At 73.5% G+C, this 13,670-nt stretch carries 13 protein-coding genes; 7 read left to right on the top strand and 6 right to left on the bottom strand.

Annotated elements, in window-relative coordinates; all coding sequences use genetic code 11:
• The first annotated feature begins 32 nt into the window (after nucleotides 1-32).
• Both ABZS77_RS02625 and ABZS77_RS02630 read left to right on the top strand, forming a co-directional pair.
• Nucleotides 33-389, top strand: a complete 357-nt coding sequence (locus tag ABZS77_RS02625; protein WP_354816007.1) for a GntR family transcriptional regulator — start codon at nucleotides 33-35, stop codon at nucleotides 387-389.
• Nucleotides 386-1,378: a DUF1648 domain-containing protein gene (locus ABZS77_RS02630; RefSeq protein WP_354816010.1), complete on the top strand. Its 993-nt coding sequence runs from the start codon at nucleotides 386-388 to the stop codon at nucleotides 1,376-1,378. Before ABZS77_RS02625 ends, ABZS77_RS02630 begins: the two co-directional genes overlap by 4 nt.
• A gap of 19 nt (nucleotides 1,379-1,397) precedes the next feature.
• On the opposite strand, the gene ABZS77_RS02635 is transcribed toward ABZS77_RS02630, so the two are convergent.
• On the bottom strand, nucleotides 1,398-2,261 hold the full coding sequence (locus ABZS77_RS02635; protein WP_354816013.1) for a terpene synthase: 864 nt from the start codon (nucleotides 2,259-2,261) through the stop codon (nucleotides 1,398-1,400).
• 249 nt (nucleotides 2,262-2,510) lie between these two features.
• On the opposite strand from ABZS77_RS02635, the gene ABZS77_RS02640 reads away from it, so the two are divergent.
• On the top strand, nucleotides 2,511-3,155 hold the full coding sequence (locus tag ABZS77_RS02640) for a UbiX family flavin prenyltransferase (protein ID WP_354816016.1): 645 nt from the start codon (nucleotides 2,511-2,513) through the stop codon (nucleotides 3,153-3,155).
• A 61-nt stretch (nucleotides 3,156-3,216) separates the two neighbouring features.
• Here the strand turns inward: ABZS77_RS02640 and ABZS77_RS02645 are convergent, their stop codons facing one another.
• The gene (locus ABZS77_RS02645; RefSeq protein WP_007454516.1) at nucleotides 3,217-3,483 is read right to left on the bottom strand and encodes a BldC family transcriptional regulator; all 267 of its coding nucleotides are present in this window, start codon (nucleotides 3,481-3,483) and stop codon (nucleotides 3,217-3,219) included.
• A 269-nt stretch (nucleotides 3,484-3,752) separates the two neighbouring features.
• Here ABZS77_RS02645 and ABZS77_RS02650 point away from each other — a divergent pair, with 269 nt between their 5' ends.
• From ABZS77_RS02650 to ABZS77_RS02660, 3 genes are read left to right on the top strand one after another with little or no spacing between them, the layout of a single operon-like run.
• Complete coding sequence (locus ABZS77_RS02650; RefSeq protein ID WP_354816019.1) at nucleotides 3,753-4,211, top strand: Lrp/AsnC family transcriptional regulator; 459 nt, start codon at nucleotides 3,753-3,755, stop codon at nucleotides 4,209-4,211.
• Nucleotides 4,212-4,258: 47 nt separating this feature from the next.
• Nucleotides 4,259-5,089: an SDR family oxidoreductase gene (locus tag ABZS77_RS02655; RefSeq protein WP_354816022.1), complete on the top strand. Its 831-nt coding sequence runs from the start codon at nucleotides 4,259-4,261 to the stop codon at nucleotides 5,087-5,089.
• A 31-nt stretch (nucleotides 5,090-5,120) separates the two neighbouring features.
• Nucleotides 5,121-6,212 (top strand): PLP-dependent cysteine synthase family protein, encoded by a 1,092-nt coding sequence (locus ABZS77_RS02660; RefSeq protein WP_354816025.1) that lies wholly within the window; start codon nucleotides 5,121-5,123, stop codon nucleotides 6,210-6,212.
• Nucleotides 6,213-6,216: 4 nt separating this feature from the next.
• On the opposite strand, the gene ABZS77_RS02665 is transcribed toward ABZS77_RS02660, so the two are convergent.
• The 4 genes from ABZS77_RS02665 to ABZS77_RS02680 form a co-directional block, all read right to left on the bottom strand.
• Nucleotides 6,217-6,837: a putative glycolipid-binding domain-containing protein gene (locus ABZS77_RS02665; RefSeq protein WP_354817119.1), complete on the bottom strand. Its 621-nt coding sequence runs from the start codon at nucleotides 6,835-6,837 to the stop codon at nucleotides 6,217-6,219.
• 107 nt (nucleotides 6,838-6,944) lie between these two features.
• Entirely contained in the window at nucleotides 6,945-8,777 is a 1,833-nt protein-coding gene (locus ABZS77_RS02670; RefSeq protein WP_354817122.1) for a DEAD/DEAH box helicase, read from the bottom strand.
• 297 nt (nucleotides 8,778-9,074) lie between these two features.
• The gene (locus ABZS77_RS02675) at nucleotides 9,075-10,583 is read right to left on the bottom strand and encodes a hypothetical protein (RefSeq protein ID WP_354816028.1); all 1,509 of its coding nucleotides are present in this window, start codon (nucleotides 10,581-10,583) and stop codon (nucleotides 9,075-9,077) included.
• A 114-nt stretch (nucleotides 10,584-10,697) separates the two neighbouring features.
• The gene (locus ABZS77_RS02680) at nucleotides 10,698-12,239 is read right to left on the bottom strand and encodes a C40 family peptidase (RefSeq protein ID WP_354816031.1); all 1,542 of its coding nucleotides are present in this window, start codon (nucleotides 12,237-12,239) and stop codon (nucleotides 10,698-10,700) included.
• A 238-nt stretch (nucleotides 12,240-12,477) separates the two neighbouring features.
• Between ABZS77_RS02680 and mqnE the strand changes: the two genes are divergently transcribed.
• Nucleotides 12,478-13,647, top strand: a complete 1,170-nt coding sequence (mqnE, locus tag ABZS77_RS02685) for an aminofutalosine synthase MqnE (protein WP_139584067.1) — start codon at nucleotides 12,478-12,480, stop codon at nucleotides 13,645-13,647.
• Nucleotides 13,648-13,670 lie beyond the last annotated feature (23 nt).

Raw genomic sequence — 13,670 nt, forward strand, 5'->3', positions numbered from 1 at the left:
TCTATCTACACTAGAACAAGCATTCTTTAGCCATGCTCTTCCGCATCGACCCCACGCTGAATGAGACGCTCTTCGCCCAACTCGTCACGCAGGTCCGCCTCGCCGTGGCACAGGGCGCGCTCCAGCACGGTGAGCGGCTGCCCGCCGCCCGGGAGCTCGCCGCGTCGCTCGATCTCAACGTGCACACCGTGCTCCGGGCCTACCAACTGCTCCGCGACGACGGGCTGATCGAGCTGCGACGCGGTCGCGGTGCCATCGTCACCGCCCGACCCGCGGCGGACCACGCCAACCTGCTGGCCGCCATCGACGAGGTGGTGCGCGAGGCGCGTGCCCTGCGCTTCTCCCCGGAAGCCACCGCCACGCTCCTGAAGGAGGCGTTCTCATCATGACCACCGCCACCGAGCCGCCCCGCGCCCAGGTCCAGCGGATGCGCCGGGTCGGCCTGACGGTCACCGTCTGCGGGCTCGCGATCCTGGCCGTGGCCGCCGCCGTGGCCCTCACCTGGCGTGCCGACCTGCCCGATCCGGTCGCGACGCACTGGGGAGGCCGGGGTCGCCCCGACGGCTTCATGTCCCTCGGTGCCGTCCTCTGGGTCGGCTTCGGCCTGGGCGCACTCCTGGTGCTCGGCTTCGGCGCGGTCACGACCCTGTGGGGGCAGTCGGCGGCGAACCGCCGCGTCGGCGCGGCGACCACCATCTGGGTCGCGCTCTTCCTGGCCCTGATCCAGCTCGGCACACTGCACGTCCAGCTCGGGCTGGCCGACGCGCGCGAAGCCGGCGGAATCGGCGGGGCAATCACCCTGGCGACCGTCGGCTCCCTCGTTCCGGCCGTGCTCGTCGGCCTGCTCCTGCCCGGTGACCCGCCTCAGCCGGCCGAGGACCCCGTCTCGCCCGAGGCACCCCGCGTCCCGCTTGCCGTGAACGAGCGGGCGGCCTGGATCGGGCGCACCGACGCCGGACCGGGCATCGCCCTGGGCGCCGTGGCCATCGTCGTCCTGGTCACGCTCGCCGTCGTCAGCGGTGTGTGGGGTCTGCTGATCGTCGCGGCGCTGCTGGTCGGGGTGTTCGTGGCGATGTTCGCCTTCACCGTCCGGGTCGACGAGACCGGCCTCCTCGTCCGATCGTCGGCCGGGTGGCCGCGTACCCACGTCCCCCTCGACGAGGTGCTCCGCGCCAGCGTCGTCCAGGTCCACCCGCTGCGCGAGTTCGGCGGCTGGGGCTGGCGGGTGGGCCGCGGCGGCCGCCTCGGCATCGTCCTGCGCAAGGGTGAGGGGCTGCTCGTCGAACGGACCGGCGGGCGCTCGATCGTCGTCACGGTCACCGACGCCGGCACCGGCGCCGCGCTGCTCAACACCCTCGCCGACCGGCGCGCCCGGTGAGCTGGAACCGCACCCCCGGTCAACTCCGGGATGCCGAATACCTGCCGCTCTCCAGTGACCAGTCGATCGTGCCGCGCACCGAGCGGGCGACCCCCTCCACGTGCGCGGCCACCGCCGGGGCCAGCTCCGGGCCGAAGGACGGGATCGTGGCCCGAAGCTCCATGAACCGCCGCATCGTCGCCAGCCAGCGACCCACCGCCGCCTCCACGGCCCGCTCCTCCGGCAGGCGCTGCTCCCGCGCGATTGCCAACACGAGGTTGTGCCCGCCCGACGTGACCCGATCCGTCTCCAACGACACCAGGTCGTTGAACCAGGAGAGCAGGTCGTTGCCGGTGGCCGCCAGTGCCCGCAGCGCCGGGTGGTGGTAGACGGCGTCCGGCAACGCGTGACCGGAGACGAACTCGATCATGGTGTACGACACGTACGCCGCCGAGGTGGCCCGGCGCAGCTCGACGTACTCGCTGACACCGGGACGGTGGCCCCGGGTCTTGTTCTCCGCCTCCGTCCGGTCACCGGCCAGGTGGTGGGCGACGGCGTCGGCGAAACGCCGCTGCCACGGCAACGACATCCGGGCCCGGGGCGCCTGCCACGCGTCCGCGAGCATCCGGCGCAGTGGTCCCCGGAACCCCGCCGGGCGGGCGCGCGGGCCGCGGCGCAGCACGTCCAGCACCCCGGCCCGCAACGCCGCCACGTCCGCCCCGCTGGCCCCGCCCGGCCCGTCGCAGGCGTCGTCGAGCAGGAAGAACCAGGTCCACAGGGCGGCGACGGTGCGCAGGTCGGCGACGCTGGCGTCGGGGTAGAGCCGGCCTGCGTACCAGGCGATGCGAGCGGCGTCCAGCCGGCGCAGGGCGACGTCGTCCAGCGGCAGGTCGAAGTGGCGCACCCAGCCGGCCAGCCACTCCTGGGTCGCCTGGGCATGGGGGGAACACCGCGAGGGAAGGGGACATTCGGCACTCAGTGTGCGGGCTGCCGCCGCCGTCATCGGTCGTACCGCCCCTCCGGTCGCTGCGGTGCGGTGATCCGCCCGCCCGAGCATCTCAGAAATCGGCCGTCGATGATGTCCGTGGCGGGTCGGACGGGCCGGTACGGGGGCACCGGCGCGGCGTCGACTCCGACCAGGCAGGCTGGGGGGATGCGCGAACCATGGGTGGTCGGTGTCTCCGGGGCCTCCGGAACGCCGTACGCGGCGGCGGTCATTGGCGGACTCCTCGACGCGGGGCAGCCGGTGGACCTCATCGTGTCCCGGGCGGCGCGGCTCACCGTGCTCGACGAGACCGGTCGGCCGTTCCGCGACGCGCACTGGACCGAGGACCTCGCCGGCTGGCTCGGGCGGGACCTCACCGACGCGGACGTGCGGCACTGGCCGGCGGGCGACCTCGCGGCCGGGCCGAGCAGCGGCTCCTACCGGGTACGCGGAATGGCGGTGGTCCCGGCCAGCACGGCGGCCTGCGCCGGCATCGCGATCGGGCTGTCCAAGGATCTGCTGCAACGGGCCGCCGAGGTGAACCTCAAGGAGCGCCGGCCCGTGGTGGTGGTGCCCCGGGAGACGCCGGTGACCCGGAGCCACCTGGAGCATCTCATCGCGCTGCACGACGCCGGGGCGGTGGTGTTGCCGGCCAGCCCCGGCTTCTACGGAGCGGGCGCGGCGGCCAGTGCCCAGCAGTTGGTCGACTTCGTGGCCGGCAAGGTGCTGGACGCGCTCGGCGTCCCGCACACCCTGTTCCGGCGGTGGTCCGGCCAGCTCGGCTCAGCCCGCTCGGCCGTACCGCCCCGCTGACCGTCGCAGCGGTACGCGGACCGGACTGACGCCCGGTCCGCGTGACGATGTCCGCACCAGTTCAGTACATGCCGGCGTTGGCCGGACCCGGCCCGGTGGATGCGGCCGGTCCCACGTTGCGTGGTTTTCCGACCTCGTCCACCTCGTCCAGCATGCCCTCCCCCTCAAGCAGGGCCCGCACCTCGGATTCCCGAAACCGGCGATGCCCGCCTGGAGTCCGGATGCTTCCTATCCGGCCGGCCGCCGCCCATCTCGTCACAGTCTTCGGGTCCACCCGAAACAGCGCGGCGACCTCACCCGGTGTCAGCAGGCGATCTCCAGTGTCCACAGCCCCCTCCTCGCGTCGACGAAGCCCCTGGCTGAACACACTGCCCCCGGCTGGTGCGAGCCCAGAGCCGTCATGAGGGACGTATGGCAATTACAGCACCAGGGACCTGGCGTGTCCGCCAAACGCGAAAAATGCACTGAGTGGGAAGTTAGTAAATGGTACTGGTGCAACCCCTACCTTGACTGACGGTTTGTGAACAGTTACTCACTGCTGTGTGCAACTGATGCCGAAGGCTTCGCGTTACGCCCAACCGGTTAAGGTCACTCTCCGTGGACGCCATCGACCTGAGCCTCGTCGACCTGCTGCGCGGCAACGCCCGCCTGTCGTACGCCGAACTGGCCCGGCAGGTCGGACTCTCCGCCCCCGCCGTCCACGAGCGGGTCGGCAAGCTGGAGAGCAGCGGCGTGGTCCGGGGCTACCGCGCGGACGTGGAGCCGGAGGCCATCGGGCTCGGCGTGACCGCGCTGATCGGCATCGTCGAGGACTCCGGGGCGGACTCCGACGACATGCTCGAGTCGCTGCGCGTACTGCCCGAGATCGAGTCCTGCTACTTCATGGCCGGCGTGGAGTCGTTCCTGCTCAAGGCGCGGGTCGGCACGATCGCCGAGCTGGAGCAGCTGATCGTACGACTCAACCGGACGCCCGGGGTCGCCTCCACCCGCACCGCCATCGCCCTGAGCACCAAGTGGGAGAACCGCCCCCAGCCGGTCGGCCCGACGGCTCCCTGAGCGCGTACCCCTGGTGCCACCCCGCCGACCGGCGGTAGCGTGCGCCGATGACCTCACCCGGACGTGGCACGGCCGTGGTGACCGGGGCTGCCGGCGGCCTGGGTCGCGCCATCGCGGCCGCACTGCACGACGACGGCTGGTCGGTGCTGCTCACCGACCTCGACGCCACGGCGGTGGCCGCAGCCGCCGCGCCGCTCGGCGGGTGGTCGGCCGCCCTGGACGTACGGGACGAGGCGGCCTGCGCCGAGATCGCGGCGACGGCGGCGACCCGGGGTGGCCTCGACCTCTGGGTCAACAACGCAGGCATCCTGGTCACCGGCCCGGCCTGGGAACACGACGCGCGGACCCGCCGCCGGGTGCTCGACGTGAACACCTTCGGCGCGATGAACGGCACCCTGGCCGCGCTCACGCTCATGCGCGAGCAGGGCCACGGCCACGTCCTCAACGTCGTGTCGCTGGCCGGGCTGATCGCCGCGCCCGGCGAGACGGTGTACGCGGCCAGCAAACACGCGCTTCTGGCGTTCAGCCTCGGCACCCTGACCGACCTGCGGATGGCCGGGTACCGGCGGGTGCACGTCTCCTGCCTCTGCCCGGACGGCATCTGGACCCCGATGCTGCACGACCGGCTGGACGACCCGGGAGCGCTCGCCTCGTTCACCGGCTCGATGTTGACCCCGCAGCGCGTCGCCGCCCGCGCGGTCCGGCTGGCCCGCAGGCCACGCCCGGTGGTCAGCCTGCCCCGCTGGCGGGGAGCGCAGGTCCGGCTGCTGGACGCGCTGCCCCGGCTGGCCGTCGCGTTGACACCGGTCATCCGGGCCGCCGGCCGGGCCGGGCAGCGCCGCCAACTGCGCCGGACCACCCCACCGGACCGGAGCTGACCACCTCAGGGCTGCTTGCTAGGTTTCCGGCGTGACTCATCTCGACCGGTGCGACGAGGCCAGCCGGACCTGGGTGACCGAGGCGATCGCCGCCGTCGAGGCGGACGCGAACCGTTCCGCCGACACCCACCTGCTGCCGTTCCCGCTGCCCCGGGCGTGGGGGATCGACCTCTACCTCAAGGACGAGTCGTCACACCCGACCGGCTCGCTGAAGCACCGGCTGGCCCGCTCGCTGTTCCTCTACGCGCTCTGCAACGGCTGGATCGGGCCGCACACCACGATCGTCGAGGCGTCGTCCGGGTCCACCGCCGTCTCCGAGGCGTACTTCGCCCGGATGCTCGGCCTGCCGTTCATCGCCGTCATGCCCGCCTCGACCTCGCCGGAGAAGATCTCCCAGATCGAGTTCCAGGGCGGCCGGTGCCACCTCGTCGACGACCCGGCCAGCGTGGTGGTCGAGGCCCGCTGGCTGGCCGAGGACAGCGGCGGGCACTTCATGGACCAGTTCACGTACGCCGAGCGGGCCACCGACTGGCGGGGCAACAACAACATCGCCGAGTCGATCTACGCGCAGATGGAACTGGAACGGCACCAGATCCCGGCCTGGATCGTTGTCGGCGCCGGCACCGGCGGCACCAGCGCCACAATCGGCAGGTACGCCCGGTACCAGCGGCTGCCCACCAAACTCTGCGTGGTCGACCCGGAGAACTCCGCGTTCTACCCGGCCTGGCTCGCCGCCGACTGGTCCGTACGCACCGGCAGGGGCTCCCGGATCGAGGGCATCGGCCGTCCCACCGTGGAGGCGTCCTTCGTGCCATCCGTGGTGGACCGGATGGTCCAGGTGCCGGACGCGGCGTCGATCGCCGCCATGCGGGCCGGCTCGGCGGTGCTCGGCCGCAGGGTCGGCGGCTCGACCGGCACCAACCTGTGGGGCGCGTTCGGCCTGATCGCCGGAATGCTCGCCGAGGGGCGGACCGGCTCGGTCGTCACCCTGATCTGCGACCCCGGCGACCGGTACGCCGACTCGTACTACGCCGACAGTTGGGTGGCCGCCCAGGGCCTCGACCTGGCACCGCACCTGGCCACCGTCGAGCGGTTCCTGACCAGCGGCGAATGGCCCGCCTGAGCGCTCAGCGCGGGTCGATCCGTTCGGCCAGCCCCGGGTAGCGCACCACGTACCCGTCGGCGTCCACGTCGATGTCGGCGGTGAAGGTGCCGCTGGCGAACCGCACCCGGCCCGGCCCGAGCCCGGTGTACGTCTGCTCGGCCGCCACCACCTCCAGACCGGGCAGCAGCACCCACGCGACGGTGATCCGGCGGGGCATGTCGGCGGCCTGGGCGGCCATCCCCAGCCGGTGGAACGGCAGGGCGTTGAACAGCGGCGACCCGCTCAGGTCCACGTCGAGGGCGTCGGCAAGCCGATCCGGATCGTCGGTGCCCGGCAGGCCGGCGCGGGGATGACCGGCCGCCACCAGGGCGGCGTCCAGGTCGCCCTGCTCGGCGGTCGTCACCCGCCACCGGCCGCTGGCCCGTTCCAGTGTCACCCGGCGCAGCCAGCCCGACCCCTCGGCCTCGACCTCCACCCGGGTGGTGCTCCAGTCCGGTGCGGTGGCCACCTGGTAGCGGGCCGTCCACGGGATCGGGTCGACGGCGAGCAGGGTGCCCCGGGCCGCGAGACCGTTGCCGTCGTCGAGCAGCACCTGCTCGCTGCCGGCGGTGTCCGTCCGGGACCAGAAGATCGACTTCGGCATGGTCGGCATGAGCCGGACGTTACGCGACCACGCCGACATCGGCAGGCCATGCGCGAACGCCGTCGCGGAGCAGGCGCTCCGCGACGGCGTTCGGGTGGATCAGAGGATCAGTGGGTACGTGCCGGCGGCCGCCCGCCGAAGCCGCGCCGATCGTCGCGCGGCCGGTCGTCCCGGCCACGGCCCTCGGAGCGGAAGCCACCCCGGGTGTCGCGGTCGCCGAAGCGACGCTCACCGGCCGGTCGGTCGGTGAACCGGCGCTCGTCGGCCGGCCGGTCACCCTGCGGACGGTCGCCGAAGCGCCGCTCGCCGGTGGGCCGGTCGCCGTAGCGGCGCTCGCCCTGCGGCCGGTCGCCCCGGCCGTCCCGGTCACCGAACTGCGGGCGGTCGCCGTAGCGGCGCTCGCCCTGCGGCCGGTCGCCGTACTGCCGGTCGCCGGTCGCCCGGTCGCCGTAGCGCCGCTCGCCGGACGGCCGGCTGTCCCGGTCACCCTGCGGACGGTCGCCGAAGCGGCGCTCGCCGGTGGGCCGGTCGCCGTAGCGGCGCTCGCCCTGCGGACGGTCGCCGTACTGCCGGTCACCCGTGGGCCGGTCGCCGAAGCGGCGCTCGCCGGTGGGTCGGTCGCCGAAGCGGCGCTCGCCGGTGGGGCGGTCCCCGTAGCGGCGCTCACCCTGCGGCCGGTCGCCGAAGCGGCGGGGGCCACCGGACCGGTCGTCGAACCGACGCGAGCCGCCCGAGCGGTCACCGTAGCCGCGCGGCTCCGCCTCCACCCGGACCGGAACTCCGCTCGGCTCGCGGGCACCGATCAGCTCGGCCAACGCCGGGTCGCCGACCCGGACCCGGGTCTCGGCCGGCGCGACGCCCGCCTTCTCCATCATCGCCAGGGTGGTCCGTCGCTGCTTGGGCAGCACCAGCGTGGCCACGGCGCCCGACTCGCCGGCCCGGGCGGTGCGACCGGCGCGGTGCAGGTAGTCCTTGGGGTCCTTCGGCGGGTCGACGTGCAGCACCAGGGTGACGCCGTCGACGTGGATGCCCCGGGCGGCCACGTCCGTGGCGACCAGGACGTTCATCCGGCCCTCACGGAACTCGGCCAGCGTCTTGGTGCGCATCCGCTGGGTCTTGCCGCCGTGCAGGCCACCGGCCCGTACGCCGACCGCGGCGAGCTGCTCGACCAGCCGGTCCACACCAAGCTGGGTGCGGGCGAACACCATGGTCCGGCCGTCCCGGGCGGCGATGGAGGCCGCCACCGGGAACTTCTCGTGCGGCGGGATCAGCAGCATGTGGTGGTCCATGGTGGACACCGAGGCGGTGGACGGCGCCGTCGAGTGGGTCACCGGGTCGTTCATGAACCGCCTGACCAACGCGTCGACGTCACCGTCGAGGGTGGCCGAGAAGAGCAGCCGCTGACCGTTCGCGGGCGTCTTGGCCAGCAGCTCGGTCACCTCCGGCAGGAAGCCCATGTCGGCCATCTGGTCGGCCTCGTCGAGCACCGTCACCTCGACGTCGTCGAGCTGGCAGATGCCCCGCTCGATGAGGTCGCCGAGCCGACCCGGCGTCGCCACGATGATCTCCACGCCGCGTCGCAGCGCGTCGATCTGGCGGTCGTAGGGGACCCCGCCGACGGCGGTCTTCAGGAACACGTTGAGGGACTTGCCAAGCGGCAGCAGAGCGTCGTTGACCTGCATGGCCAGCTCGCGCGTCGGGACCAGGACCAGGGCGCGCGGCCGCATCGGCCGGGCCGGCCGGCCGGCGGCGACCCGGGCCAGCACCGGCAGGCCGAAGGCGAGCGTCTTGCCCGACCCGGTCTGCCCGCGGCCCAGCACGTCGCGGCCGGCGAGCGCGTCGGGCACGGTGGCCCGCTGGATCTCGAAGGGGGCGGTGATGCCCTGCCGCGCCAACGCGCGGACCAGGGGCTCGGGCAGGCCGAGCGCGGCGAAGTCGATCTCCGCCGGTGCGGCGTCGACCGGAGCCGGTGCGGCCTCGGTGGCCTGGACGGCGGGGTCGTAAACGGACGGAACGATGCTGGGGTCAGCAGAGGTGGTCAACAAATGCCTTTCGAGCGGGGCGCATCTTCGCGATGGCCTGCCGCGGCTGTTGTCGCCGGATCGCCCGCAAGATCGCCCATGGGCGCGCACCACGCGCGCCAGGTCAGTGATCTCGACAAGTGTACGGCGGTTCGTCGAACTCGCCAGCCGCATGGCCGACGGTAGTGGGCCGACTCACCATCGGCCCCCGCTGACTCAGCTGTTGAGCACGTCGCCCATCAGGCCGTCCAGAGCGTTGTTGGCCAGCAGAACCACCAGGACGCTGATCGCCACCAGCAGCCCCAACGCGGCGGCCAGGACGAGCAGGACACGCGTCGTACGGGGTCGGTCGGCCGGCGTGTCCGCCCAACCCTGGGCGAGGATGTGCCCGGTCAGGGAACCGGAATTCTCCACCGCGTTGGCGGGCATGGCGATCGTGGCGAAGCCCGGCCCCTCCCCGCCGCCGTAGACGGTGCCGGCCAGGTCGGCGCCGCCATCCGGCCGCCCGCGTCGGGCGCCGGGCGTGGCCCGTCCCGCAGGCGTGGTCGGCGGGGTGGTCGGTCGGGCGGCGTCGCTGCCGTGGACCGTGGACGGCGCGGCCCCGGCGGTGGACGGCGGCCACGCGGGCAGTGCGGGCGCGGGCACCACCGGCGGCGCGGAGGCGGGTGCCCCGGCCCAGCCGGCGCCGGAGGTCGACATCGCGGACGTCCGGCCCGCCGGAGGCGCGGAGGCCGAGGCGGTTGCCCGTACCCCCGGTAGGTGGGACATCGCCGGCGGTGGCGGGAACGGAGGTGCCGGCATCGGGCCGGGAGACGGCGGTGGCGCCGGCACGGGCGGGCCGGGCGGCGGAGTGGGCGGCCCGGGTACCGGCGGCGACGGGGGACCCGGCACGGGTGGCACCGGCGCGGGCGGTGGGACGGGTGGGCCCGGAACGGGCGGGACCGGGTTGGGTGGCGGCGTGGGTCGAGGGTCCGGCGTCGGCATCGGCGCGGGAGGGTACGGCCCCGGGCTCGGCGCGGGCACGGGCTCGGGTGGTGACGGCTCGGTCGGCCCCGGGCCGGGCGGCGCGGGGGCCGGTTCCGGCTCGGGGGTCGGCGGCACGGGCGGCTGGGCCGGCTCCGGGGGCTGCGCCGGCTCGGGAGGCTCGGTGTTCACCGGGGCGGAGCGGTAGACGGCCGGCGTGCTCGCCCGCGCTTCCGGGGTGCCGATGGCGCCGGCCGCGACCCGGCTGCTGCTGGGCACCGTGGCACTGGCCCGGGCTGCCGGGGCGGACGAGCCGTCCCGCTGGCCGGGCAGCGGGACGCCGGCCGGGCTGGCGGACCCGGTCGCACGGTAGGTGGTCGCGGTCGCCGACGCGGCGGCCGGGAGGTCGCCGAGCAGGGCGCCAGCGGTGGGAACCGTGGCCCGGGCCCGAACCGGCGCCGGTGACCCGGCGTCGGCCCCAGGGGAGGCCGCCTGCCCCGCGTCGGGTGCGGTCGCCTTTGCGGCGTCGTCGGCCGGAGCGTCGGTGCTGGTGGCGTTGTCGGCCGGAGCGTCGGTGCTGGCGGCGTCGTGGGCCGGAGCGTCGCTGTTCGCGGCGTTGTCGGCCGGAACGTCGCTGCCGGCGGCGTCGTCGGACGAGCTGGCCTCGGGGTCGGGCGTCGACTCCGTGACGCCTGCCTCCGGCGGGTCAGCCCGATCGACGACGGGGTCGACAGTCTCCGCCGGATCCTTCTGCTCGGCCATCTCCGCCCTCCGTGCCACGCTCGCACCCGGACCCGTGACGTCGAGCCGGATGTGCCTGGATGTCACGGTGCCACAGATCGCCCCGAGCGGACAGCCGGAGTCCGTCGTGGCGCCTCAGCTCCCCGTCTTCGGGCTGCCCGACGGGCTGTCACTGGCCGTTCCGCTGCGGCTCGCCTCCGGCGTACCGGAAGGGGCGGTGCTGGCCGGTGCGGTGGTCGGCGGCGCGCTGCTCGAAGGGCTGGACGAAGGGGTCGGGTCGACCGTCTTGGTCGGCGTCGGCGTCGGCGTCGGCGTCGCGGTGTCGGTGGGTGTGGGGGGCGGCGTGACCGTCTTGGTCGGCGTCGGCGTCGCGGTGGGCTTCTTGGTCGGCGTCGTGCTGGGCGTCGGCTTCGGCGACGTCGGCGGCTTGCTCGGAGGCACCGGGATCGTCGGGATGGTCGGCGGGGCCGGCACGGCGCCGATCACGCGGGTGGCGGCGTAGAGCCGGGACCAGCTCACGACGGAGATCTTCACGACGTCGCCGGTGGTGGGCGCCTGCACCATCTTGCCGTTGCCGATGTACATGCCGACGTGGTGGATCGTGGTGTAGCTGCTGCCGGACGCGAAGAACAGCAGGTCGCCGGGGAGCAGCGCGGTCTGCGGCACCGTCCGACTGCGGGTGGCGGCGTACTGGTCGCGGGAGACGCGGGGCAGGTCGAAGTAGTCGGCTCCCGGTGACCGGTACGCCGCCCACATCAGGCCCGAGCAGTCGAACCGGTCCGGGCCCTCCTCCGACCACTTGTACGGGTCGCCGAGCTGGGCCAGCGCGTACCGGACGGCGGCCAGCGCCCGCGGGTGCGCGGCCATGCCGCTCACGTTCTGACCGGCGACGTAGCCCGCGCCGAGCTGCTGCTCGGTGGCCTCCTGCTGGCGCTCGATCTCGACCAGCAGTGCGGCGTTGTCCCTGCGCAGCTTGAGCAGGCTGGCCTCGGCGGTGCGCAGCGCCGTCTCGCCGGCGGTGAACTCGGCCTGGACGGCGTCGAGCCCGGCCTTGGCCGCCGCGTGGGCCTGGTACGCGGTCTGCTCGGCGGCGCGGGCGCGGGACAGCTCGCCGGCGACGCCCGTGGTACCGCCCTCGACCTTCTCGCCCCGGGTGATCTGCTGGAGCCGGCTCAGCCCCTGAATGTCCCGGGCGAGGTCGCCGGGCGGTAGCGCGGCGGCGGCCTTGACCGCGTCCGCGGCGGCCACGTCGGCTGCCTGCTGGGCCCGCAGCAGGGCGTCCTGCGCGGTCTCCAGCGCCTTCCCGGCGGCGTCGAGCTGGGCTTGCGCGGCGGTGCGTCTCTGTTGGCTCAGCAGCAGCGCGTCGCCGAGCGCGCCGACCTGGACCTCGCCGGCGGAGATCTGCGCGGCGAGCGGGCCGGTGCCGAGGTTGACGAGCGGCGGGGCGGAAACGCCGGCCACCGGCGTTCCGCCGGGCACCTGGAGCGCCCCGATCGCGGGCGGACGGGCGCCGGTGTCCGGCACCGTCGTGGGTACGCCGGGCTCGGCGTACGCGGGGGTGGCAAGCACGGCTGCGGCGATCGCGCCGAGCAGGGCGGCCCAGAGCTTCGGACGCAGGACCGGGGAGATCACCGGGCTCCGTCGTCGCTGCCGTCGCCCGCGCCCGCTGTAGACCATTCCGCTCCCCGTCCGACTGCTCTTCGCCGCGCTCGGTGGGCGCGGCCGACGGGACGGTACCAGTGTGTGTGTTCCGCCCCACCTTGTTACTACCGCACGCCGGCACCGATGTCGATGCGTGGCCGGGTTACAGGAGGCTGAGAGTCTGGTGAAGTGGATCGCTGTCGGCGACCGTGCCGCCGGGCCGATCGGCGTCCCGACGTACGCTCGATCCGACCGCAGGTGGAAGGGACGTGGCATGGACGCCGGACTCAAGCGTGAGCTCGAAGCGAAGGTGTACGCCGGTGAGCGGCTGACCCGCGAGGACGGGGTGGCCCTCTACGAGAGCGACGACCTGACCTGGTTGGGGCGGTTGGCGCACCACAGGCGTACCGAGCTCAACGGCGACCGGGTGATGTTCAACGTCAACCGGCACCTGAACCTGACGAACGTCTGCTCGGCGTCCTGTGCGTACTGCTCGTTCCAGCGCAAGCCGGGCGAGAAGGACGCGTACACGATGCGCATCGACGAGGCGGTCCGTAAGGCCAAGGAGATGGAGGGTGAGCAGCTCACCGAGCTGCACATCGTCAACGGCCTGCACCCGACGCTGCCGTGGCGGTACTACCCGAAGGTGCTGCGGGAGCTGAAGGCGGCGCTGCCGAACGTCAAGCTCAAGTGCTTCACGGCCACCGAGGTGCAGTGGTTCGAGAAGATCAGTGGGCTGAGCGCCGACGAGATCCTCGACGAGCTGATGGACGCCGGCCTGGAGTCGTTGACCGGCGGTGGCGCGGAGATCTTCGACTGGGAGGTCCGTCAGCACATCGTCGACCACGCCTGCCACTGGGAGGACTGGTCGCGCATCCACGCCCTGGCGCACAGCAAGGGCATGAAGACGCCGGCGACCATGCTGTACGGCCACATCGAGGAGCCCCGGCACCGCGTCGACCACGTGTTGCGGCTGCGCGAGTTGCAGGACGAGACGGGCGGCTTCGCGGTCTTCATCCCGCTGCGCTACCAGCACGACTTCGTGGACTCGGCGGACGGCAAGATCCGTAACCGGATCCAGGCGCGCACCACGATGGCCTCGCCGGCCGAGTCGTTGAAGACGTTCGCGGTCTCCCGGCTGCTGTTCGACAACGTGCCGCACGTGAAGAACTTCTGGGTGATGCACGGGCTGTCGGTGGCCCAGTTGTCGCTGAACTTCGGCGTGGACGACCTGGACGGCTCGGTCGTCGAATACAAGATCACCCACGATGCCGACTCGTACGGCACCCCGAACACCATGCACCGCGACGACCTGCTGCACCTGATCTGGGACGCCGGCTTCCAGCCCGTCGAGCGGGACACCCGCTACAACGTGGTCCGGGAGTACGACAAGGCTCCGTCGCTGGCCGAGCGCCGCGCCGAGCCGCAGCAGGTCTGGGCCTGAGCCACCACGTACCCTCGCAGTCG

This window comes from Micromonospora sp. NPDC005298 (genome assembly GCF_040607375.1).
Taxonomy (GTDB): domain Bacteria; phylum Actinomycetota; class Actinomycetes; order Mycobacteriales; family Micromonosporaceae; genus Micromonospora.